This is a genomic window from Aminobacter sp. MET-1, from assembly GCF_026521175.1.
Classification (GTDB): domain Bacteria; phylum Pseudomonadota; class Alphaproteobacteria; order Rhizobiales; family Rhizobiaceae; genus Aminobacter.
In genome coordinates, this window is record NZ_JAMSHL010000005.1 from 52272 (window position 1) to 72728 (window position 20457).

Sequence of the window (20457 nt, forward strand, 5' to 3'; positions counted from 1 at the left end):
GGGAGCGGTGCTGCATCGCGTCTCCTGCAATCCATCGCAGGGCACTGTCTGCAGCCCTTCGCACCGGGCGAGGGAACACGAGCTGCGGGTTAGCTGGGCAACCCTACGGGTCAGCGGCGCTTGCTCGGCCGCGCGGTTTCCATTCCGCCATGAAATGGCTATGAAGCCATTGGATTGAAGCCTGCTGTGCGCTGATTCCGGCGCAGCCTTCCTCATCTGTGGACCGGCCCATGCGTTTGTCGCGCTACTTCATGGTGTCGCTGGCCAGCGCCTTCGGGCGCCTGGGGGGCGCCGCATGAGCCGGACCAGCGCAGACAGGCAGGCAGGCGCCGGGCCGTTTTCGGGTTTCGAGCGCATGGTGGCGTGGCGCTATCTGCGTTCGAAGCGCAAGGAAACGGTGATCTCGGTCATCGCTTCGATCTCCTTCCTCGGCATCATGCTGGGCGTCGCTACGCTGATCGTCGTGATGGCGGTGATGAACGGTTTCCGAGCGGAGCTGCTGTCGCGGATACTTGGCATCAACGGCCATCTCATCGTCACGCCGACCGACATGCCGCTGGAGGACTATGCCGAGCTTGCCCGGCGGATCGATGGCGTTCCCGGCGTCAAATACGCAATTCCGCTGATCGAAGGCCAGGCCCTTGCGCAGGGCAATGTCGGTTCCGGCAAGGGTGCTCTCGTGCGTGGCATTCGCGGCGAGGATCTTGGCAAGATCGCGCTCGTTGCCAACAACATCAAGCAGGGTTCCCTTGACGGGTTCGACATGGCTGGCGGCGTCGCAATCGGCCGCCGCATGGCCGACAATCTCGGCATGGTGCTGGGTGACACCATCTCGCTGACATCGCCCGACGGCGACGTCACCTCGCTTGGCACGACGCCGCGCCAGCAAGGTTATCCGGTGACGGCGATCTTCGATGTCGGCATGTCCGAATACGACAGCTCGTTCATCTACATGCCGTTGTCTGAAGCGCAGACCTACTTCAATTCGGAAGGCAGGGCGCAGAGCCTCGAGGTCTATCTCGACAATCCCGACGATGTCGAAGCGATCAAGCCAAAGGTGGACGAGGCAGCGCAGAGGCCAATCTTCCTGATCGACTGGCGCGAGCGCAACCAGAGCTTCTTCTCGGCGCTGCAGGTTCAGCGCAACGTCATGTTCATGATCGTGACGCTGATCGTGCTCGTTGCCGCGCTCAACATCATCTCCGGGCTCATCATGCTGGTGAAGGACAAGGGGCACGACATCGCGATCCTGCGGACGATGGGCGCGACGCGCGGGGCGGTCATGCGAATCTTCCTGATGACGGGCGCTGCGATCGGCACTGCCGGTACTATCGCGGGTGTCCTGCTCGGCGTCGTCATCTGCCTCAATGTCGAGCACATCAGGCAGTTCTTCTCGTGGCTTTCGGGTACAGTTCTGTTCAATCCCGAGCTCTATTTCCTCAACCAGCTGCCTGCGAGGATGGACATGGGCGAGACCATTTCGGTGGCGGTGATGGCGCTGGTGCTGTCGTTCCTGGCGACACTGTTCCCGGCATGGCGGGCCGCCAATCTCGATCCGGTCGAAGCGTTGAGGTACGAGTGACGGGGCGAGCGGCAGCGCTTGGCCTGGTGCACCGGTCGGACTTGCGGGCCTGATCGCTATCGACAACCACGAGCTCGTCGCGCGTATAGAGCGGCTCGTCACGCTGGCCGACGGCAGAGGGGCATGCGCGCTGCGCCGATCCTTTTGCCTTCCGGGTGGTGGTCCGGTGTCGGCAATCGTCCGACACCGCGTTGGGTGCGGGCAGGGCCGCTCTCCCTTGGCCTTGCATCCTGGCCGTCTCATGCCTGACCGGAATGTATGGCTGGTAGCGCGCCTGCTGTTGAGTGATGCGTCGCTGTCGCGCCAATGCCCTTGATTCAACTCGGCATGTGGATCTGTGCCCCGGCGATACCAGCCGCGTGTTCGTTAACGAACGGACCGGGCCGTCAATCCTTCATTTACCGTCGATTCGCTTGCCGCCCCAACCGCCGGCCAGAGCGCAACCGGGCGCGTTGACATTTGAACAAAATTAGAACAAATTGAGAACATATTAAAAACAGGAGCGAGTTATGACCGATCTGATCCAGGATGTCGTCTCGATGGTGTGCATGAGCGCCTTCCTCGTCACCATGGCCATGTGGATCGGCGCGCTCTGAGGAGGCGTCGTTCCGGGCGGTCGATTGCCGCTCTCCAGTTTGCCGTTGAGGGTGTCGGGCCATGGCCCGGTACCGAAATGAAAGTGCCGGCACAAGCCGGTTGGGCCCGGACAGATAGAGCCGGGCAATCAGCTGACAATCAGACCTGAGATCAGGCTGTCTTGCGAACGGCGTCGGCGTCAGCTTCCGACGGACCGAAGATGTTCTCGAAAGCCGCTTTGAGCGCCACGTCGACGTCGGCCATGGTGACGGGCAGGCCGAGGTCGACCAGGCTGGTCACGCCATGGTCGGTGACGCCGCATGGGACGATGCCCGAGAAATGCCCGAGCTCCGGCTCGACGTTGATGGCGATGCCGTGGAAGCTGACCCAGCGCCGCAGCCTGATGCCGATGGCTGCGATCTTGTCCTCGGCGGGCGAGCCGTCGGGCAGGGGCGGGCGGTCCGGCCTGACGACCCAGACGCCGACGCGGTCCTCGCGGCGTTCGCCCTTGACGTTGAAGGCGGCGAGCGCCTCGATGATCCAGGCCTCGAGGGCTGCGACGAAGGCACGGACGTCTTCCCGGCGGCGCTTGAGGTCGAGCATGACATAGGCCACACGCTGACCTGGCCCATGATAGGTGTATTCGCCGCCGCGGCCCGTCTTGAACACCGGAAAACGATTCGGCTCGACCAGGTCTTCTTCCTGCGCGCTGGTGCCTGCCGTGTAGACCGGCGGATGTTCGACCAGCCAGACAATCTCACCTGCAGTGCCCAGGCGAATTGCGTCCGCGCGCTGTTCCATGAAGGCGAGCGCCTCATCGTAGGGCGTCAGGCCGGGTTCGATTCGCCATTCGACGGGCGTGGAGCCCGGCAGGGGAAGAAACGACGTGGCGATCAGGCTGCGTTCGGTCATTTTCGGGGTCCGATTCTCAGTCTGATATGGCTGTTCAGGCTGCTTGCGTCCAGTGCAAAGGACTTTCCGCGCCGCACGACACAGGCAGACGCCTTGGTTCCCCTGGGGCATGCAAGAATGATTGCAGAATATCGCTTGGGGCGCTTGTTTCCCCGGAAACGATTTGCTACATGCCGCGAGCCGGTTCGGACCGGCCCCTGTCGTGACGTGCGGTCGTGGCGGAATTGGTAGACGCGCAGCGTTGAGGTCGCTGTGGGGCAACCCGTGGAAGTTCGAGTCTTCTCGACCGCACCAACGAACTTGGTTCAAAAAGGCGCTGTAAGTATCCAATACTTCAGCGCCTTTTTTGTTGCCTGATTTTCCGTTCACCTCTCATATCGGCTGCGGATTGCTGGTTGCCTGGTCGGCCGGATCTGCATGCATGACGTCATGGCGCTCATAGATCTCCGACGCTGTTCGACGCCGAGAGTGCCCCGGGCCAAAATCAAAAAAGCCCGGAGCGATGGCTGTCGCTCCGGGCTTTTTGTTATCGGCTGACGTCAGCTTCAGCGCCCGCGCCAGGCAAGCAGCCTCATTGCATTGGCCGTGACAAGCACGGTTGCGCCGGTGTCGGCGAGGATTGCCGGCCACAGGCCGGTGATGCCGGCGATGGTCGTGACCAGGAACACCGCCTTCAGGCCGAGCGCGATGGTGATGTTCTGGGTGATGTTGCCCATCACCGACTTGGAGAGAGCGATCATGTCGGGGATGTCGCCGACACGGCCATGGAGGATGGCTGCATCTGCGGTCTCCAGCGCGACATCGGTGCCGCCGCCCATGGCGACGCCGAAATCGGCGGCGGCAAGTGCGGGCGCGTCGTTGATGCCGTCGCCGACCTTGGCAACGATCTGTCCCTGCTGCTGCAGTTCACGCACGATGCGCTGCTTGTCGTCGGGCAGCAGGCCGGCGCGTACCGAAATGCCCAAGCCTTTGCCGATGGCGCGTGCCGTGGCCTCGTTGTCTCCAGTCAACATCACCGTTGCGATGCCTTCTTCCTTGAGCCGGGCGAGGGCGGCGATTGCGTCGGGGCGCGGCTCGTCGCGCATGGCGAGCAGTCCGATCGTCCTGCCGTCGGCGAGCAGCACCGAGACCGTCTTGCCCTCGGCGTTGAAGGCAGCGATCTGGTCCTTGAGCTCGCCGGACAGAGTGGCCATCTCGTCAGCGGCCTTGGGGGAGGCCAGGAAGACTTCTTCGCCGCCGACCTTGCCGGTCACACCCTTGCCGGCGACTGCCTTGGCAGCTGCCGCAGGTGGGATCGGCACGCCATCGGCCTTGGCGCGGCCGAGAATGGCGAGTGCGAGGGGGTGGCTGGAGCCGGTCTCGAGCGCCGCCGCCAGCGACAGCACCTTGGCTTCAGGACGGCCTACTGCGACGATATCGGTCACCTTGGGCTTACCTTCGGTCAGCGTGCCGGTCTTGTCGAGCGCTACCGAGGTCACCCGGCGCATGCCTTCGAGCACAGCACCTCCCTTGAGCAGCAAGCCGCGGCGGGCGCCGGCGGACAGGCCGGCGGCGATTGCCGCGGGCGTCGAGATGACCAGAGCGCAGGGGCAACCGATCAGAAGGATGGCGAGGCCCTTGTAGATCCATTCCTGCCAGTCGCCGCCAGCAAACAGCGGCGGCATCACCGCTACCAGGGCGCCGACGACGAGCACTGCGGGAGTGTAGTAGCGCGAGAAGCGGTCGATGAAGCGCTCGGTCGGCGCCTTGCTCTCCTGGGCCTCCTCGACCAGCTGGATGACGCGGGCGATGGTGTTGTCGGCCGAGGTCGCGGTGACACGCACCTTGAGCACGGCATCGGTGTTGATGGTGCCAGCAAAGACCTGATCGCCGACGCTCTTCAGCTTGGGAACGCTTTCGCCCGTCACCGGCGCTTCGTCCAGCGTGCTCGATCCCTCGACCACGGTGCCGTCGGCGGCGACGCGATCGCCGGGGCGGATCAGGATCACCGAACCGAGCGCAAGCGATTCAGCCGGGACCTCGCGCGTCGTGCCGCCGTCCTCGACCAGCGCGGTCTTTGGGACCAGGTCGGCGAGGCCGCGGATGCTGGCGCGGGCGCGGCGAGCGGCGACACCTTCGAGCAGCTCGCCGATGAGGAACAGCAGCACCACCATGGCCGCTTCCTCGGTGGCGCCGATGAAGACCGCACCCACCGCGGCAATCGTCATCAGCGTCTCGATGGAAAACGGCGTGCCGGTGATGGCGCCTGCATAGGCGCGCCGGGCGACGGGAATCAAGCCGACGGCCAGCGCCACCAGAAACGCCCAATGGCCGAGCTGCGGCATCAACTGGCCGATGGCATAGGCAGCGATCAGTGCCGCGCCGCAGGCAATGGTCATCCTTGCCTTGCGGGTTTTCCACCAGGGGCCGTCGTCGAGGTCGAAATGGTTGTGGCCTGTGTCCGCCGACTCGGCCGCCGCAGGACCGTGATCGTGGCCTGAGTGGTCGTGTCCGGCGTGGTCGTCATGATCGTGCTTATGATCATGGCCGGCATGGTCGTCGTGAGCATGTCCGGAATGATCGTGCCCCGAATGATCGTGGTCGTGGCTGCAGTTCGGACCGTGTTCGTGTGCCTTTGCCTTTGCCTTGGGCTCGGCGGTTCGTGCCGCGCCGAGCGAGGCGACGGAATAGCCGAGCGCCTTGACCTGCCTGGAGATTTCGGCCGACGGTGCCGGGCCGCGGTGGGACACGGTCATGGTGCCTGCCGAGACAGAGATGCCGACCTCGGTGATCCCGGGAAGGCGGGTAACTGCGTTCTCGATCTTGGTGGCGCAGGAGGCGCAGTCCATGCCGCCGACGCGAAAACGCGTCTTGCCGATGCTGGCATCGTTCATTTCAGGTCCTTTCAATCCTATGTGTGCTGATGCTAGAATCTCTAGCCGCTAGAGGATCAAGAGGTTTTTCGAGATGAACATTCCGATTGGCGAATTGGCTCGACGCACCGGGGTAAAAGTGCCGACGATCCGCTTCTATGAGCAGATCGGGCTGATCGCAGAGCCGCCGCGGACCGAGGGCAACCAGCGCCGCTACGGCAAGACGGAGATCGACCGGCTGAACTTCATTCGCCATGCCCGCGAGCTGGGGTTCGAGGTTGACCACATCCGCGAATTGCTGGCCATGTCGCAGGAGCCCCAGGCCTCGTGCCACCAGGCCGACAGCATCGCCCAGTCCCATCTGCTGGAGGTCGACCGGCGCATCGAGAAGCTGAAGCGGCTGCGCGGCGAGCTTGCCCGCATGATCGACGAATGCGGCCATGGCCGCATCTGCGACTGCCGCATCATCGAGGTTCTGGCCGACCATGGCCACTGCGCAACCGAGCATGTGGCCTGATTGAGACAGGCGAAAAATGCCTGTGCCGCATGTTCGCCCCGGGGCGCATTTCATTTGATGTTTCGGCAGTTTGCGGGCTAGGGGTAAGGCGTTTCGAATCCCGAAAATCCGCTCGCGGGAAGCGCCGATGGAAGCCCAGCAAGATCATATGCACGGCGCCGCCGCCGCAGATGCCTCCGCCGAAATCTACGGCGAGGACGGGGTTATCCTTGCCTCGTTCCTGGCGCATATCGGCGCGGCGATCGCCGACCGTGACACGCTCACGCTGAAGCGTGACGTCGCCGGGCTTCACCAGTCCGAACTCGGCGACCTGCTCGAAGCCTTGCTGCCCGAACAGCGCCTGGCGCTGGTCGAGCTCATGGGGTCGGACTTCGACTTCTCGGCGCTGACCGAAGTCGACGAGGCGATCCGCCTCGACATCGTCGACAACCTGCCCAACGAGCAGATCGCCCAGGCGGTGCAGGAACTGGATTCCGACGACGCCGTCTACATTCTGGAAGATCTCGACGCCGAGGATCAGAACGAGATCCTGGCGCAACTGCCCTTCACCGAGCGCATCAGGCTTCGGCGCTCGCTGGATTACCCGGAAGAATCGGCCGGCCGGCGCATGCAGACGGAATTCGTCGCGGTGCCGCCGTTCTGGACCATCGGCCAGACCATCGACTATCTGCGCGACGACAAGGACCTGCCGGAGCGTTTCAGCCAGGTTTTCGTCATCGATCCGACCTTCAAGCTGCTTGGGGCGGTCGACCTGGACCAGATCCTGCGCACCAAGCGGGCGGTAAAGATCGACGAGATCATGCACGAGACCCGCCACGCGATCCCGGCGACAATGGACCAGGAGGAGGCGGCGCGCGAGTTCGAGCAGTACGATCTTCTGTCCGCCGCCGTCGTCGATGAGAACGAGCGATTGGTGGGCGTGCTGACCATCGACGACGTGGTCGACGTCATTCAGCAGGAGGCCGAAGAAGATCTTCTGCGCATGGGCGGCGTCGGCGACGAAGAGCTGTCGGACACGGTCGCATCCATTTCGAAGTCGCGCGTGCCGTGGCTGTTCGTCAATTTGTGCACGGCCTTCATTTCGGCTTCCGTCATCAGCATGTTCGGCGCGACGATCGAAGAGATGGTGGCGCTGGCGGCGCTGATGCCGATCGTCGCCTCGCTCGGCGGCAACGCCGGCACCCAGACGATGACGGTGACCGTGCGGGCGCTGGCGACGCGCGATCTCGACATCTACAATGCCGGCCGCGTCATTCGCCGCGAGGTCATGGTCGGACTGCTCAACGGCACCATCATCGCCACGCTTCTGGGGCTGGTCGCCGGCTTCTGGTTCCACAATCCCGACCTTGGCTTCGTCATCGCTGCTGCGATGATCGTCAACATGCTGGCGGCCGCGCTCGGCGGCATCCTGATCCCGCTGCTGCTTGACAAGCTCGGTGCCGACCCGGCGATCTCGTCGTCGATCTTCACGACGATGATCACCGACGTGATCGGCTTCCTTGCCTTCCTGAGCTTTGCCACATGGTGGCTACATCTTGGTGCAGGCGCCGGCTAAAGGCCGTTCCGAATTGACTTTTACGTAAGTCGCGTGCGAGACTCCTTGCGGACTTGTAGCAATTTCGGCTGCGCGGCCGCCTGGTCGCCCGGCATTACCGGCATGGCCGAAGCCCGGCAGTCCTTGAGGCGGCGCGACATCGCCCCGTCGGGTGGAGCACAGATGCGGGAATATTACTCGATCACCGAACTGACCCGCGAATTCGACATCTCGACGCGGACTTTGCGCTTTTACGAAGACGAGGGGCTGATCCAGCCGGTGAGGCGTGGCCGGACGCGCCTGTTCAAGCCGTCGGACCGGCACCTCATTCGCCAGATCATGCGTGGCAAGCGGCTCGGTTTTTCCATCAACGAGATCCGAGAGATCATCCAGATGTACCGGGAGCCCCCGGGGGAGGTCGGTCAGCTGAAGCTTATGATCAAGCGCATCGAGGAGAAGCGCGAGGACCTGCGCCAGAAGCGCCGCGATCTCGAGGAGACGCTGGCCGAACTGGACCAGGCAGAGGAGTCCTGCGTCGAGCGCCTGGTGGAACTCGGCGTCACGACCTGAGTCAGGATCGCCAATCGCCCTCTGCTCGCAAGCTGAATCTGAGTTCAGCCGTAATCCATTGCCTGCTCTTGCTTTTTGGAAAGCCGGCCGGCCTTGCTATATCCAGCGGCGAACGCGTTTGGTGTAGTCGATGTATTTCTTGCCGAAGCGGGACTGGAGGTGCTTCTCCTCGCGCTCGATGGCCAGTTTTTGCGTAGCGAAAGCGGCTATCAGCGCCAGGGCGATGAACCACAGGCTGCCGCTGACCATGCCGATGCCGATCAACAGCAACGTGTTGCCAAAGTAGATCGGGTTGCGGGTGAAGGAGAACGGGCCATCCATCACCAGGTGGTCCGAAGCCTTGTCCGGCCTGATGGTGGTGTTGCCGCGCCTCAAGGCGCGTATTGCCGAAACCTCGATGGCGACGACGCCCAGTATCACCAGCCAGCCGGCGGCGAAGAGCAGGTCCGAGATCGGCTCGGTGATCCAGGGCAAGGGATAGAGCAGGGTGAGCACGATGGCGATGGCAATCGCCAGCAGGTAGATGATCGGCGGCCACGGCACTCGGCTAGGGGCTGCCTTGATGTCGGTCATTGCGCTCCTCCCACGGGTGTCTGGCTGTCCGTACTGGCGGAGCACATGGCGGCGGTGTCGCCGACATGCGCCTTCAGTTCGGGGCTCTTGTCCGATGCATAGAGGCGATCGAGCGAATCGTCCTTCTGCAACTCGTCGAGCATGCACACACAGTAGCGCGAGCAGAATTCGGTGTCGCGGCTCTGTTGGCAAGAGACCTGACACGACTTGAGGAAGCCGACTTCGCGGGTTTCGACAGGGGCGGGGAAGAACTGCGCCCAGGCCCAGACCAGCGAGATCAGCACCGGCTGGTGGATGAGGTAGAAGGCAAGGCTGTGGCGGCCGAAGAAGCCGAGCGGCTTCGACCAGATGCCGGGCTTGAGCCGCGCCAGCCTTTCGAACAGGCCTGCTTTCAACGCCAGTCCAGCCAGGCCCATGCCTGCCAGCACCGCGCCAAACCATGGGAAGACAGGCACGAAGTCGTTGGAGCGGGGAGCGACGGTGTTGAGGCCGACCCAAAGCAGGGCAGGATGGTTGAAGACGTCGTTGCGCAGATAGCTGGGGGCAACGATCACCAAGGCTGCGGCGACGAGCGTCAGCAGCGGCGGCAGGCGTAGGAAAACAAGGCCGACGACGCTGGCAAAGGCGATCTGGTGCAGGATGCCGAAAAAGATGAAGGTATCCGGCATGGCATACCATGTCGCGCCGGTGATGACGGCGGCGGCGGCAACCACCATCGCAAGCCGTTTCCAGAAGCCGCGCCAGCGGATGCCCTTGGCGTGGGCGAGCACCAGGCTTACGCCAACGAGGAAGAGGAAGCTCGAGGCGATCGAGCGGGCGAACAGCTTCCAGCCGCCGAAGGCGGTCATGCCGGGATCGGCATAGCCGAAGAACTCGAGATCCCAGGCGAAATGGTAGATGGCCATGGCGATGAGCGCTGCACCACGGGCGATGTCGATCACCTGGACGCGTGGCGTTTGGGCTTGAACTTGGTCGGTGGTCGGTTGCATCGTCATGGCCATTCGCTTCGGCTTTCGGGTGTTTCGCCGCCCATGCAGCACTATCATGGTTGAAGCGCGGCAACAGAGGGACTAGCCAACGTCATGCACAGGGTTCGGGGATGTCGGCAATGAACGGTCGCGTGATGTCGTTGACCGAGGAGCTGGTGGCGCGCTGCCACCGCGAGGTGGCGGATGCCGGTCCCGATCCCGACGCCCAGCATCTCGACGACGCCGATTATGCGCGAATGATCGACGAGACGCTGGCGGCCAATCCCGAGGAGGGGCCGCTGTGGCTGTTCGCCTATGGCTCGCTGATCTGGAAACCCGAGGTCGAGCATGCCGAGGAGAGGGTGGCGCTGGCGCGTGGCTGGCATCGTTCGTTCTGCATCAACATGACCCGCTGGCGCGCGACAAAAGCCGAGCCCGGGCTGATGATGGGCATGGATCGCGGCGGCCAGTGCAAGGGTGTGGCGCTGCGGCTGATGGATGGCGACCGGCGCGAGCAACTCGACAAGCTCTTCCGTCGCGAGATGACGCTGAAACCCTCGACCTACAAGCCGCGCTGGCTGACGCTGGCCACCGATCAAGGTCCGCTGACCGCACTTGCCTTCGTCATCAACCGCGAAGGCCATGCCTATGCCGGGGCGCTCGGCGAAGACGAGGTTGTGAATCGGCTGGCCACGACGTGCGGTCATTGGGGCTCGGCGGCCGACTATCTCTACAATGTGGTCAAGAACCTGGAACAGCGTTCGATCCACGACCGGCATCTGTGGCGGCTGCAGCATCTGGTGGCGGAACGAATCGCTGCGCGTGCCTGATCGCAGGAACGCCGCATTCGAGCGCTGCGGCGTCGGAATTTGGTTTGCCGCCCCATGCTTTTGTTTCTATAGTCGCAGCCGTCGTCGGTTCCAGTTTTTGGAATCAAGAGGGAATGCGGTGAGGGAGTTTTTGCCCAAAGCCGCGGCTGCCCCCGCAACTGTGTGCGGTTAGCTCTCCCCAAAGGCCACTGAAGCTTGCTTCGGGAAGGCGGGGAAGGGTGTCGATCCGCAAGCCAGGAGACCTGCCGGCGACGAAGACTTTATTCTATGCCCTCGGGTGGAGGGTGAAAGGACATTGAAATGAACACGGTTACTTCCGCACTCGGCACTGGCGTTTCCTCCCAGTCGCGCGCAATGCAGCTGGCGATGGCCGCGCTGCTTGGCATCTTCGTTGTTGGCTTCCTCGGGTTCTCGCATATGGAAGTGGTGCACAACGCTGCCCACGACTATCGCCACTCGATGGCCTTCCCCTGCCACTAACGAAGGCAATCCAACCATGTCTGTCTTTCGCAACGTCGTGTTCATCGCGGCGATCAGCGGCCTATTGGCCGGCGTGATCCTGGCCGCGCTCCAGACCTATTCAACCGACCCGCTGATCTTCAAGGCGGAGACCTATGAGAACGCTGGCGGCCACGATCATGCCGCTACACCCGCTCAAGGCACCGAGGCGACAGCGCCTGCCACTACCGCGCAGTCGACTGCGCCTGCTGTCGTCGCACAGGCCCCGGCCGAGGAAGAAGCGTGGGCGCCTGCCGACGGCTTCGAGCGCTTTGCCTATTCGGCACTCGCCAACATCATCAGCGGTATCGCCTTCGGCCTGATCCTGGTCGCCGTTTCAGAGTTCGCCGGTGGCATCGCCAACTGGCGCCAGGGTGTCTTCTGGGGTTTTGCCGGCTTTGCCGTGTTCACCCTGGCACCCGGCCTCGGCCTGCCGCCAGAACTGCCGGCGATGCCCGCAGCCGATCTTGTCTCGCGCCAGATCTGGTGGATTTCCACGGTCGTCGCCACCGCTGCAGGCCTTGCACTGATCGCCTTCAGGAAATCGTTGCCGCTGGCGATCCTCGGCGTGGCGCTGATCGTTGCACCGCACGTCATCGGCGCACCGCAGCCCGAAAGCCACGACTCGCCGATCCCGGCCGATCTGCACCACAGCTTCGTCGTCGCCGTCACCATCTCCAACCTGGTGTTCTGGGTGGTTCTGGGCGCTGTCGCCGGCTTCGTGCGCAGCCGTTTCATGGGCGAGCAGCCGCAGGCGCTGAACGGTCGCCTTGCCTGAGACGCTGACATTCCTGCTCGGCGGCGCGCGCTCCGGCAAGAGCGCGCATGCCGAGCGGCTCATCACGCAGTTTCCTGCGCCGTGGACGTATATCGCCACGGCGCAGGCCTATGATGACGAGATGCGCGAGCGCATCTCCATTCATGTGGGGCGCCGTGGTGACGGCTGGCAAACGATCGACGCGCCGCTCGATCTGGTGGGCGCACTCGCCGGTCTGCCTGACGGCGCGCCTGTGCTCGTCGACTGCCTGACACTCTGGCTCACCAATCACATGCTGGCGGAGCACGATGTCGCTACCGAATGCGCGGCGCTTATCGAAACGTTGTCGCGTCCGCGCGGGCCGTGGTTTGTGGTGTCGAACGAGGTCGGGCTCGGCATCGTGCCCGACAATGCGCTGGCCCGCCGTTTCCGCGACGATGCCGGCAGGCTCAATCAGAAGGTGGCGGCTGTTGCCGACGAGGTGCTGTTTTTGGTCGCCGGCCTGCCGATGAAGGTGAAATGATGAAGACGATCGACGAGCAGGAAGCCGAGCGCCACAAGGCCAAGATGGCCAAGCGCAAAGCCGTGCAGGATGCCGAGGTCGCCGCCAAGACCATCGTCGAGAAGGGGCTGTTGATCGTCAACACCGGTCCCGGCAAGGGCAAGTCGACCGCCGCCTTCGGGCTGGCGCTGCGCATGTTGGGCTATGGCCACCGCGTCGGTGTGGTTCAGTTCATCAAGGGCGCCTGGCATTCGGGCGAGCAGGACGCGTTTGCCGCCTTCGGCGACCGCGTCGTCTGGCACACGATGGGTGAGGGCTTCACCTGGGAGACGCAGGACATCAAGCGCGACATTGCCGCCGCCGAAGCCGCCTGGGTGAAGGCGCAGGAGCTTTTGGCCGATCCAAGCATTTCGCTTGTCGTGCTCGACGAACTCAACATCGCGCTGCGCTACGATTATCTCGATCTGGAAACGGTTGTCGCGACTCTCAAGAACCGGCGCGAAGGCCTGCATGTGGTCGTGACTGGCCGTAACGCTAAGCCTGCGCTGGTCGAGGCTGCCGATCTCGTCACCGAGATGGGGGCGACCAAGCACCACTTCGCGGCCGGCGTGAAGGCGCAGAAGGGGATCGAGTTCTAGCTTTCGCCGCGTCAGAGCCAGATGGCGAAGCCGACCAGGCCGATGGTGCCGACGAGGATGGAATCAGCCGTCCAGTAGACGCGCAGCGCCGAGCGGATATCCTGGGCATTGGCCTCGCGACGACCGCCTGATCCCATGAAGGCGTCCTCGACCATCACGCCGCCATAGGCGCGCGGGCCGGCCAGCGCCAGGCCGAGCGCACCGGCCATGGCGGCCTCGGGCCAGCCGGCATTGGGCGAGCGATGTTTGTTTGCGTCGCGCCAGACGGCGTCCCATGCGGCCCTCGGATCGGCGCCCGGCACGAAGTAAGCGGCGAGCACGATGGCGAGCGCGGTGAGGCGTGAGGCTGGCAGGTTGATGAGGTCGTCGAAACGCGCCGCCGCCCAGCCGAAGGCCTCGTGGCGCTTGGTGCGGTGGCCGATCATCGAATCGGCGGTGTTGGCGGCCTTGTAGGCAGCGCCACCGGCGAAACCGCCGATGGCGAGCCAGAAGGCGGGTGCGGTGATGCCGTCGGAGAAATTTTCGGCGAGGCTCTCGATGGCCGCGCGGCTGACGCCGGCTTCGTCGAGGCGCTCGGGATCGCGGCCGACGATCTGCGACACGGCCTTGCGGCCGGCAACGATGCCGCCGCTGTCGAGTGCGTCGGCAACCGCCTTCACGTGGCTGCCGAGACTGCGCTGGGCGACGAGGCTGGAGGCGGCGATGGCCGTGAGTAGGATGCCTAGAGGTAACAGGCCGAACAGGCGTTCGAGCGCGAAAGCGATCGTGGCGGGCACGACGACAATGACGAAGAGGGCGACCACGCCCCAGATGCGGCGCACGGCGTCGGTATCGGTGGCTCGGTTGAGGCTAATGTCGAGAAAGGATATCAGCTTGCCGATCCAGATCACCGGATGGCCGATCTTGCGGACAAGCCGGTCCGGATAGCCCAGACCGAGTTCAACCAGAAGCGACAGGAAGGCGAGCGGAAAAGACATGACGCTTCTTGCAGGACGTAGGACAGGGACTGTGGACCACGGCGGCAGCCTGGAACGGGCGAGGGCGCTGTTTCCGGGAGCGCCCGAGCCGTTCGTCGACCTGTCGACCGGGATCAATCCGAACTCCTATCCGCTTTTCGAGCTGCCTGCCACCGCCTTGTCGCGGCTGCCCGAGCCGGGCCGGGCGCGCGACCTCGCAGTGGTCGCCGCCACCGCCTATGGCGCACCGTCGGCGGCCAATGTGGTTCCGGCGCCGGGCACGCAGATTCTTCTGCCGCGCATCGCTTCACTGGTGCGTCCGGGGCGCGCCTTCGTGCTCGGGCCGACCTATCAGGAACATGCGCGCGCCGCGGCTATCGCGGGACATCAAGTGGCCGAGGTCAAGGATTTCAGCCAGCTTTTCGACGCCGATCTCGCTGTGGTGGTCAATCCGAACAATCCGGACGGTCGAGTCGTCCAGCGCAAGGAGTTGCTGGAGCTGGCGGCCAGTCTGCGCGCCCGCGGCGGGCTTCTGGTCGTCGACGAGGCGTTCATGGATGTCGGCCCGCAGGCGCAGAGTCTCGCCGGCGACATCGATCTGGGCGGCCTCGTCGTGCTGCGCTCCTTCGGCAAATTCTACGGACTTGCAGGGGTTCGTCTTGGCTTTGCGCTGACGCATCCAGACATTGCCGGGCGACTGGAGGAGGAACTGGGACCGTGGTCGGTGGCGGTGCCGTCGCTCGAATATGGAATCAAGGCGCTTTCGGACATAGACTGGCAACGCGAGATGCGGACGACGCTGGCGCATGCCTCCCATCGCCTCGACCAGGTTTTCGCTCGCGCCGGCGTGATCGTCACCGGCGGCACGTCGTTGTTCCGTCATGTCGATATTCCCAACGCCGCAGGCCTGTTCACGGCGCTGGGCCGCGAGGGCATTCTGGTGCGCAGCTTTGCCGACAGGCCGACGCAATTGCGCTGCGGTTTGCCGGGCCATGAGGTCGAATGGCGCAGGCTTGACGTCGCGCTGGGCGACTGGGCGCAGGAGCGGGGCGAGGCGAAGAAGGAGGCGGCGCGTTGATTTATGTCTGCCCGCTGTCGAAGGTTGATGACACGGTCACCCGCATAGGTGCGGAGCGGCTGATCTCACTGCTGTCGGCCGGGACGGAGATGATCCGGCCAGTGTCGATCCGCGCTGAAAACCACCTGCTGATGAACATGCACGACATTGCGACCGAGCAGGACGGCATGACGCTGCCCGGCGAGGTCCACGTGCGGCAGTTGCTGGCCTTCGCCCGCGCCTGGGACCGCTCGCGCCCGCTGGCGATCAACTGCTGGGCCGGCGTCAGCCGCTCGACGGCTTCGGCCTACATCATCGCGGCGGCGTTCGATCCCAGCCGCGACGAGGCGGAGCTTGCTGCGCTGTTGCGGCAGCTTTCGCCGACGGCGACGCCCAATCCGCGCCTGATCGCGGTGGCAGACCAGATTTTGGGGCGCAACGGGCGAATGGTGTCAGCAATCGCCGCGATTGGGCGTGGCGCCGATTGTTTCGAGGGCGTGCCGTTCGGGTTGGAGGTCTAAGCCATCAAACCCCAAAGCCTATGGTGAGCCTGTCGAACCGCAGGTGCTGGGGCATGCTGAACTGGGCGCCCTCGTGCTTCGACAAGTTCACCATGTGAGGGCAACCGCGTGGCAGCCCTCAGGCGATCCACTCCGCCAGCTTTGCCTTGCGGATGTCCTGCAGCAGTTTGACGAAGCCAGCAGCCTGATGCGCGGCCGTCAGCCGGCCTTTTTCGGCAGTCGCAGCGAGCGCGTTGCCGACCACGCCATGCGGGTTGAGGTCGCTCGCAATCCACGAGAAGCCATGAGGTCCGTGTGAGCGCAGCAGGTCGAACGTGCCTTCGGCGCGCTCGAAGCTCGAGGCAAAGTCCTGGGCCTTGGCCATGTCGACCAGTTCTGGACGGAAATGCAGCATCAGCGAGGTCTCGACGTCGCCGCCATGGATGCCGAGCTGAATCTCGCGAGCCGGGTAGAGGCTGTCGGGGTGTCCGAACCTGCTCCAGCTCGAGCGCACCGAAAGTGCTGCGAAACGCAGGCGCAGCTCGCGCGAGACGATGCCCATCACCTCCTCGTTGCCGCCATGCGAGGTGACGAACACGAATTTGCGGATGCCCGTGCGGGCGACCGAGGCGCCGAGTTCGGTCCAGGCTTCGACCAGCATGTTGGCCGGCAGGCTGAGCGTTCCGGGCGCGTGGATGTGCTCATCGGATTTGCCGACCGCCTGGATAGGCAGGAAGCGGACGTCGAGGTCGTCGGGCAGATAGGCAAAGGTCTCGGCCAGCATGCCTTCCATGATGGACAGGTCGGTGGAGACGGGCAGATGTGGGCCATGCTGTTCGATGGCAGCGACGGGGATGACGGCGATCGTCGCCTCTGGGTCGAGACCGGTGAAATCGGCCGCCTTGAAGTCGCCCCACCAGACGCGTCGCTGCTTTTTCGTCACTGCCCGGCCTCGCCGCATGAATTCGCCTCCGCCTGAATATGTCAGCGCGGGCGATTTTGTAAGGGGCGGCTACATGCGCACGCGTTCGGCCTTGGGATCGTACATCGGCTTCAGCGATGTCTCGGCAGCAAAGCGCTCGCCGGCGATCTCGATCTCGTAGCGGGAACCAAGCACATCTGCCTCGGTCTCGCTGGCCGAGGGGACGTAGCCGAGCCCGATGGCGCCGCCGAGATGGTGGCCGTAATTGCCCGAGGTGATGGTGCCGACGATCCTGCCGTCGCGGACGATGGCCTCGTTGTGGAACAGCAGCGGTTCCGGGTTCGTCAGCCGGAACTGGACCAGCCGGCGGGCAAGGCCTGCCTCTTTCTTGCGCAGCACCGCGTCACGACCGATGAAGTCGCCCTTGCCGGTCTTCACAGCAAAGCCGAGCCCGGCTTCGAGCACATGGTCCTCGTCGGTGATATCGTGGCCGAAATGGCGAAATGCCTTTTCAATGCGGCAGGAATCGAGGGTGTGCAGGCCGCAGAGCTTGAGGCCCAGATCGACGCCGGCGTCCTCGATCGCCTCGAACACATGCGCTGCCTGGTCGGTCGAGACATAGAGCTCCCAGCCAAGTTCGCCGACATAGGTGACGCGATGGGCACGGGCGAGACCCATGCCGATCTCGATCTCCTGCCAGGTGCCGAACGGGTTCTTGTCATTGGAGAAGTCGTTGGGGCTGATTTTCTGGATCAGTTCGCGCGCCTTCGGCCCCATCAGGCAGAGGACGGACTCTGCGGCGGTAACATCGGTGACGACGACGAACTCGTCGCCCAAGTGCCTGCGCAACCAGGCGAGGTCGCGCTGGAGCGTGGCGCCGGGGACGACGGCGAGGAAGGCCGTCGGCGAAAGGCGCGTGACCGTCAGGTCGCTCTCGATGCCGCCGCGCTGGTTGAGCATCTGGGTGTAGACGATCTTGCCCGGTTCGACGTCCATGTCGTTGGCGCAGAGGCGTTGCAGATAGGCCAGCGCGTCACGGCCTTCGATCCTGATCTTGCCGAACGAGGTCATGTCGAACAGGCCGACGCCATTGCGAACGGCCAGGTGCTCCTCGCGCTGGTTGTCGAACCAGTTCTGACGCTTCCATGAGTATTTGTACTCGCGCTCCTGGCCTTCACGGGCAAACCAGTTGGCACGCTCCCAGCCGGCGACTTCGCCGAACACGGCACCGCGCGCCTTCAGGTGCTCGTGCAGGGGCGAGCGTCTGATGTTCCGCGAGGTCGCCATCTGGCGATAGGGGAAATGGTCGGCATAAAGCAGGCCGAGCGTCTCGGAGACGCGCTCCCTAAGATAGCGCCGGTTCTTCTGGAACGGCTGGGCGCGGCGGATGTCGACCTCCCAGAGATCGAAGGGGGCCTCGCCGTCGTGGATCCATTGCGCCAACGCCATGCCGGCTCCACCCGAGGAGACGATGCCGATGGAGTTGTAGCCGGCGGCGACCCAATAGCCGCCGAGTTCGGGCGCTTCGCCGAGATAATAGCGGTCGTCGGGGGTGAAGCTTTCAGGGCCGTTGAAGAAGGTATGGATGCCGGCCGTTTCCAGCATCGGCATGCGGTTGACGCCCATTTCGAGGATCGGCGCGAAATGGTCCATGTCTTCGGGCAACTGGTCGAAGCAGAAATCCTCGCGGATGCCGTCCATGCCCCAGGGTTTCGCGACCGGCTCGAAAGCCCCGAGCATCATCTTGCCGGCGTCTTCCTTGTAGTAGGCGCATTCGTCGGGCACGCGCAGCACCGGCAGGCGGCCAAGGCCTGTGATGGCTTCGGTGACGAGGTAGAAGTGCTCGCAGGCATGCAGCGGGATGGTGACGCCGTTCTGGGCGCCAAGCTCGCGCGCCCACATGCCGGCGCAGTTGACGACGATGTCGGTCTCGATGGTGCCCTGTTCGCCACCTTGAGCCCAGGACACGCCGGAGACGCGGCCGTCCTTGGTGTGGACCTTCGACACCTTGACGTTCTCGATGATTTTCGCCCCGCGCTGTCTGGCACCTTTTGCGAGCGCCATGGCGATGTTGGCTGGGTCGCACTGGCCGTCGAGCGGCAGATGCACGGCGCCGACAACGTCGGCGACATTGAGATGCGGGTACATCTCCTTGACTTCGTTGGGGGAAATCTCGCGCACGTCGACATTGAAGGCACGGGCGAGCGAGGCCTGGCGATAGATCTCGTGCTTGCGCTCCTCGGTCAGCGCCACCGTGATGGAGCCGACCTGGCGCATGCCGGTGGCGACGCCGGTTTCCTCCTCCAGCTTGACGTAGAGGTCGGCGGAATATTTCGCCAGCCGGGTCATGTTCTGCGAGGCGCGCAGCTGCCCGATCAACCCCGCCGCGTGCCATGTCGTGCCTGATGTGAGCTGCTTGCGCTCCAGAAGCACGATGTCGGTCCAGCCGAGCTTCGCCAGATGATAGGCGACGGAGCAGCCGGACACGCCGCCGCCGATGATGACGGCGCGGGCACGGGCGGGGATTTCGGTCATGCGGCTGATCTCTCATAGCTGTTGGCGAAGCGCCTCAGGCGGCCGGCGGCCTCCCTCAGCACGTCGTCGGGCTGGCACAGACTGATGCGGATGTGGCCCGAGGCGGCGTCGCCGAAGCTCTTGCCCGGCATGACGGCGAGTTTTTCGGCTTCGAGCAGATCCCAGGCGAATTTCTCGCAGTCAGGCTCGATGGCGCTGACGTCGAGCATGACATACATGCCGCCTTCCGAACCGCGCACGGTGACGTTGTTCAGGCCGCGCATCTGGTCGACGAACAGGGTGCGACGGCCGGCATAAGTGGCGGCGATCTGCTCGACGCCGAAGTCGTTCTCCAATGCCTCGATCGCCGCACGGCTGACGAAGTCGGTCAGGCCGTAGGTGGTGACGAGGTTGAGGTTGATGACCAGCGACACCAGATCGGCGGGTGCGGTGAGCCAGCCGATGCGCCAGCCGGTCATGCCGTGGCTCTTGGACATCGAGTTGATGACCAGCGTACGCTCGGCCATGCCGGGCAGGGCGCGCGGCGACACGTGCTCGCCGCCGCCGAGCGTCCAGTAGACCTCGTCCGACAAAAGCCAGAGGTCGCGGCGGGTGCAGAGCTCGGCGATGTCCTCCAGGCACTTCCTGCTATAGACGGCGCCGGTCGGATTGTTCGGCGTGTTGATCAGGATCGAGCGCGTGTTTGGCTTCAGCGCCTTCTCGATCTCATCCGCACGCGGCTGGAAGCCATCTGATGCGTGGGCCTCGACCACGGTGTAGCTGGCGCCGGCGGCGCGGAAGGTGCCGGGGTAGGTGGCGTAATAGGGAGCCACGACCACGGCGTGGTCGCCCGGATCATGCGTCGCCTGCACGGCGGCGTAGAGCGCGGCCTGACCGCCTGGCGTGGCGATGATTTCGGACAGTGCGGTATCGACGCCGGTGCAGCGGGTGGAGATTCTGGCCATGGCGGCGCGCAGGCGCGGCAGGCCGGGCAGCTGTGTGTAGTGGTGGTAGCCTGATCGTACCGCGTCGACGCAGGCTTCGACCGTCTCCGACGGCGTGTCGAAGTCATGGTCGCCGACCGACAGCATGATGATGTCCTCGCCGGCCTGCTTGCGCGTCATGGCGGCGAAATGCACTTCCCAGCCGTCCTTGCCTGACGGGACGATGCCGGAGATGCGGGAGGATGGTTTCGGCAT

General features: G+C 64.3%; 19 protein-coding genes, 1 tRNA gene and 1 riboswitch. Of the genes, 12 read left to right on the forward strand and 8 right to left on the reverse strand.

All coding sequences use genetic code 11. From position 1 onward, the window contains the following. Window positions 1–295: 295 nt before the first annotated feature. The gene (locus tag NDO48_RS08920) at window positions 296–1582 is read left to right on the forward strand and encodes a lipoprotein-releasing ABC transporter permease subunit (protein ID WP_267321363.1); all 1287 of its coding nucleotides are present in this window, start codon (window positions 296–298) and stop codon (window positions 1580–1582) included. Between the two features lie 747 nt (window positions 1583–2329). Here NDO48_RS08920 and lipB read toward each other — a convergent pair. After that, on the reverse strand, window positions 2330–3070 hold the full coding sequence (gene lipB, locus NDO48_RS08925) for a lipoyl(octanoyl) transferase LipB (RefSeq protein WP_267321364.1): 741 nt from the start codon (window positions 3068–3070) through the stop codon (window positions 2330–2332). Between the two features lie 209 nt (window positions 3071–3279). Here lipB and NDO48_RS08930 point away from each other — a divergent pair. Further along, window positions 3280–3364 (forward strand) — tRNA-Leu (locus NDO48_RS08930). A 251-nt stretch (window positions 3365–3615) separates the two neighbouring features. Here the strand turns inward: NDO48_RS08930 and NDO48_RS08935 are convergent. Next, the gene (locus tag NDO48_RS08935; RefSeq protein ID WP_267321365.1) at window positions 3616–5943 is read right to left on the reverse strand and encodes a heavy metal translocating P-type ATPase; all 2328 of its coding nucleotides are present in this window, start codon (window positions 5941–5943) and stop codon (window positions 3616–3618) included. Window positions 5944–6016: 73 nt separating this feature from the next. On the opposite strand from NDO48_RS08935, the gene NDO48_RS08940 reads away from it, so the two are divergent. The 3 genes from NDO48_RS08940 (at window position 6017) to NDO48_RS08950 (ending at window position 8543) form a co-directional block, all read left to right on the forward strand. Next, the gene (locus NDO48_RS08940) at window positions 6017–6439 is read left to right on the forward strand and encodes a MerR family transcriptional regulator (RefSeq protein WP_026227288.1); all 423 of its coding nucleotides are present in this window, start codon (window positions 6017–6019) and stop codon (window positions 6437–6439) included. A 127-nt stretch (window positions 6440–6566) separates the two neighbouring features. Further along, window positions 6567–7994 carry a magnesium transporter gene (gene mgtE, locus NDO48_RS08945; protein WP_267321366.1) on the forward strand — a complete coding sequence of 476 codons (1428 nt, stop codon included), beginning with the start codon at window positions 6567–6569 and terminating at the stop codon, window positions 7992–7994. A gap of 162 nt (window positions 7995–8156) precedes the next feature. Further along, complete coding sequence (locus tag NDO48_RS08950; RefSeq protein WP_018428434.1) at window positions 8157–8543, forward strand: MerR family transcriptional regulator; 387 nt, start codon at window positions 8157–8159, stop codon at window positions 8541–8543. A 96-nt stretch (window positions 8544–8639) separates the two neighbouring features. On the opposite strand, the gene NDO48_RS08955 is transcribed toward NDO48_RS08950, so the two are convergent. Both NDO48_RS08955 and NDO48_RS08960 read right to left on the reverse strand, forming a co-directional pair. Continuing rightward, on the reverse strand, window positions 8640–9116 hold the full coding sequence (locus tag NDO48_RS08955; protein ID WP_267321367.1) for a methyltransferase family protein: 477 nt from the start codon (window positions 9114–9116) through the stop codon (window positions 8640–8642). Further along, window positions 9113–10111, reverse strand: a complete 999-nt coding sequence (locus tag NDO48_RS08960; RefSeq protein WP_267321368.1) for a DUF1624 domain-containing protein — start codon at window positions 10109–10111, stop codon at window positions 9113–9115. The genes NDO48_RS08955 and NDO48_RS08960 overlap by 4 nt, the downstream gene beginning before the upstream one ends. A 113-nt stretch (window positions 10112–10224) precedes the next feature. On the opposite strand from NDO48_RS08960, the gene NDO48_RS08965 reads away from it, so the two are divergent. From NDO48_RS08965 to cobO, 5 genes are all read left to right on the forward strand, one after another. Next, window positions 10225–10914 (forward strand): gamma-glutamylcyclotransferase, encoded by a 690-nt coding sequence (locus NDO48_RS08965; protein ID WP_018428431.1) that lies wholly within the window; start codon window positions 10225–10227, stop codon window positions 10912–10914. 68 nt (window positions 10915–10982) lie between these two features. Beyond that, window positions 10983–11179, forward strand: a riboswitch (cobalamin riboswitch). A 35-nt stretch (window positions 11180–11214) separates the two neighbouring features. Further along, window positions 11215–11394: a CbtB domain-containing protein gene (locus NDO48_RS08970; RefSeq protein ID WP_018428430.1), complete on the forward strand. Its 180-nt coding sequence runs from the start codon at window positions 11215–11217 to the stop codon at window positions 11392–11394. 16 nt (window positions 11395–11410) lie between these two features. Continuing rightward, a complete protein-coding gene (locus NDO48_RS08975; protein WP_267321369.1) occupies window positions 11411–12190 on the forward strand; it encodes a CbtA family protein in 780 nt (259 codons plus the stop codon). Further along, window positions 12183–12692 (forward strand): bifunctional adenosylcobinamide kinase/adenosylcobinamide-phosphate guanylyltransferase, encoded by a 510-nt coding sequence (gene cobU, locus NDO48_RS08980; protein WP_018428428.1) that lies wholly within the window; start codon window positions 12183–12185, stop codon window positions 12690–12692. Before NDO48_RS08975 ends, cobU begins: the two co-directional genes overlap by 8 nt. Further along, window positions 12692–13309 (forward strand): cob(I)yrinic acid a,c-diamide adenosyltransferase, encoded by a 618-nt coding sequence (gene cobO / locus NDO48_RS08985; protein WP_267321428.1) that lies wholly within the window; start codon window positions 12692–12694, stop codon window positions 13307–13309. Before cobU ends, cobO begins: the two co-directional genes overlap by 1 nt. Before the next feature lie 11 nt (window positions 13310–13320). On the opposite strand, the gene cbiB is transcribed toward cobO, so the two are convergent. Continuing rightward, complete coding sequence (gene cbiB, locus NDO48_RS08990; RefSeq protein WP_267321370.1) at window positions 13321–14286, reverse strand: adenosylcobinamide-phosphate synthase CbiB; 966 nt, start codon at window positions 14284–14286, stop codon at window positions 13321–13323. Between cbiB and cobD the strand changes: the two genes are divergently transcribed. Further along, window positions 14285–15343, forward strand: a complete 1059-nt coding sequence (gene cobD / locus NDO48_RS08995; protein WP_267321371.1) for a threonine-phosphate decarboxylase CobD — start codon at window positions 14285–14287, stop codon at window positions 15341–15343. The genes cbiB and cobD overlap by 2 nt on opposite strands. Then, window positions 15340–15843, forward strand: coding sequence for a tyrosine phosphatase family protein (locus NDO48_RS09000; protein WP_018428424.1), 504 nt, complete (start codon window positions 15340–15342; stop codon window positions 15841–15843). The genes cobD and NDO48_RS09000 overlap by 4 nt, the downstream gene beginning before the upstream one ends. Before the next feature lie 118 nt (window positions 15844–15961). Here NDO48_RS09000 and NDO48_RS09005 read toward each other — a convergent pair whose 3' ends face one another. The 3 genes from NDO48_RS09005 to NDO48_RS09015 form a co-directional block, all read right to left on the reverse strand. Beyond that, window positions 15962–16765, reverse strand: coding sequence for a creatininase family protein (locus tag NDO48_RS09005; protein WP_267321372.1), 804 nt, complete (start codon window positions 16763–16765; stop codon window positions 15962–15964). Between the two features lie 69 nt (window positions 16766–16834). Continuing rightward, the gene (locus NDO48_RS09010) at window positions 16835–19279 is read right to left on the reverse strand and encodes a GcvT family protein (RefSeq protein WP_267321373.1); all 2445 of its coding nucleotides are present in this window, start codon (window positions 19277–19279) and stop codon (window positions 16835–16837) included. Next, window positions 19276–20457: a pyridoxal phosphate-dependent aminotransferase gene (locus NDO48_RS09015; protein ID WP_018428420.1), complete on the reverse strand. Its 1182-nt coding sequence runs from the start codon at window positions 20455–20457 to the stop codon at window positions 19276–19278. The genes NDO48_RS09010 and NDO48_RS09015 overlap by 4 nt, the downstream gene beginning before the upstream one ends.

Excerpts from the sequence above, each read along its gene's own strand:
- NDO48_RS08920 (WP_267321363.1), top strand. The coding sequence starts at position 296 with ATGAGCCGGACCAGCGCAGACAGGCAGGCAGGCGCCGGGCCGTTTTCG.
- lipB (WP_267321364.1), bottom strand. The coding sequence starts at position 3,070 with ATGACCGAACGCAGCCTGATCGCCACGTCGTTTCTTCCCCTGCCGGGC.
- NDO48_RS08935 (WP_267321365.1), bottom strand. The coding sequence starts at position 5,943 with ATGAACGATGCCAGCATCGGCAAGACGCGTTTTCGCGTCGGCGGCATG.
- NDO48_RS08940 (WP_026227288.1), top strand. The coding sequence starts at position 6,017 with ATGAACATTCCGATTGGCGAATTGGCTCGACGCACCGGGGTAAAAGTG.
- mgtE (WP_267321366.1), top strand. The coding sequence starts at position 6,567 with ATGGAAGCCCAGCAAGATCATATGCACGGCGCCGCCGCCGCAGATGCC.
- NDO48_RS08950 (WP_018428434.1), top strand. The coding sequence starts at position 8,157 with ATGCGGGAATATTACTCGATCACCGAACTGACCCGCGAATTCGACATC.
- NDO48_RS08955 (WP_267321367.1), bottom strand. The coding sequence starts at position 9,116 with ATGACCGACATCAAGGCAGCCCCTAGCCGAGTGCCGTGGCCGCCGATC.
- NDO48_RS08960 (WP_267321368.1), bottom strand. The coding sequence starts at position 10,111 with ATGACGATGCAACCGACCACCGACCAAGTTCAAGCCCAAACGCCACGC.
- NDO48_RS08965 (WP_018428431.1), top strand. The coding sequence starts at position 10,225 with ATGAACGGTCGCGTGATGTCGTTGACCGAGGAGCTGGTGGCGCGCTGC.
- NDO48_RS08970 (WP_018428430.1), top strand. The coding sequence starts at position 11,215 with ATGAACACGGTTACTTCCGCACTCGGCACTGGCGTTTCCTCCCAGTCG.
- NDO48_RS08975 (WP_267321369.1), top strand. The coding sequence starts at position 11,411 with ATGTCTGTCTTTCGCAACGTCGTGTTCATCGCGGCGATCAGCGGCCTA.
- cobO (WP_267321428.1), top strand. The coding sequence starts at position 12,692 with ATGAAGACGATCGACGAGCAGGAAGCCGAGCGCCACAAGGCCAAGATG.
- cobD (WP_267321371.1), top strand. The coding sequence starts at position 14,285 with ATGACGCTTCTTGCAGGACGTAGGACAGGGACTGTGGACCACGGCGGC.
- cbiB (WP_267321370.1), bottom strand. The coding sequence starts at position 14,286 with ATGTCTTTTCCGCTCGCCTTCCTGTCGCTTCTGGTTGAACTCGGTCTG.
- NDO48_RS09010 (WP_267321373.1), bottom strand. The coding sequence starts at position 19,279 with ATGACCGAAATCCCCGCCCGTGCCCGCGCCGTCATCATCGGCGGCGGC.
- NDO48_RS09015 (WP_018428420.1), bottom strand. The coding sequence starts at position 20,457 with ATGCCGAAACCATCCTCCCGCATCTCCGGCATCGTCCCGTCAGGCAAG.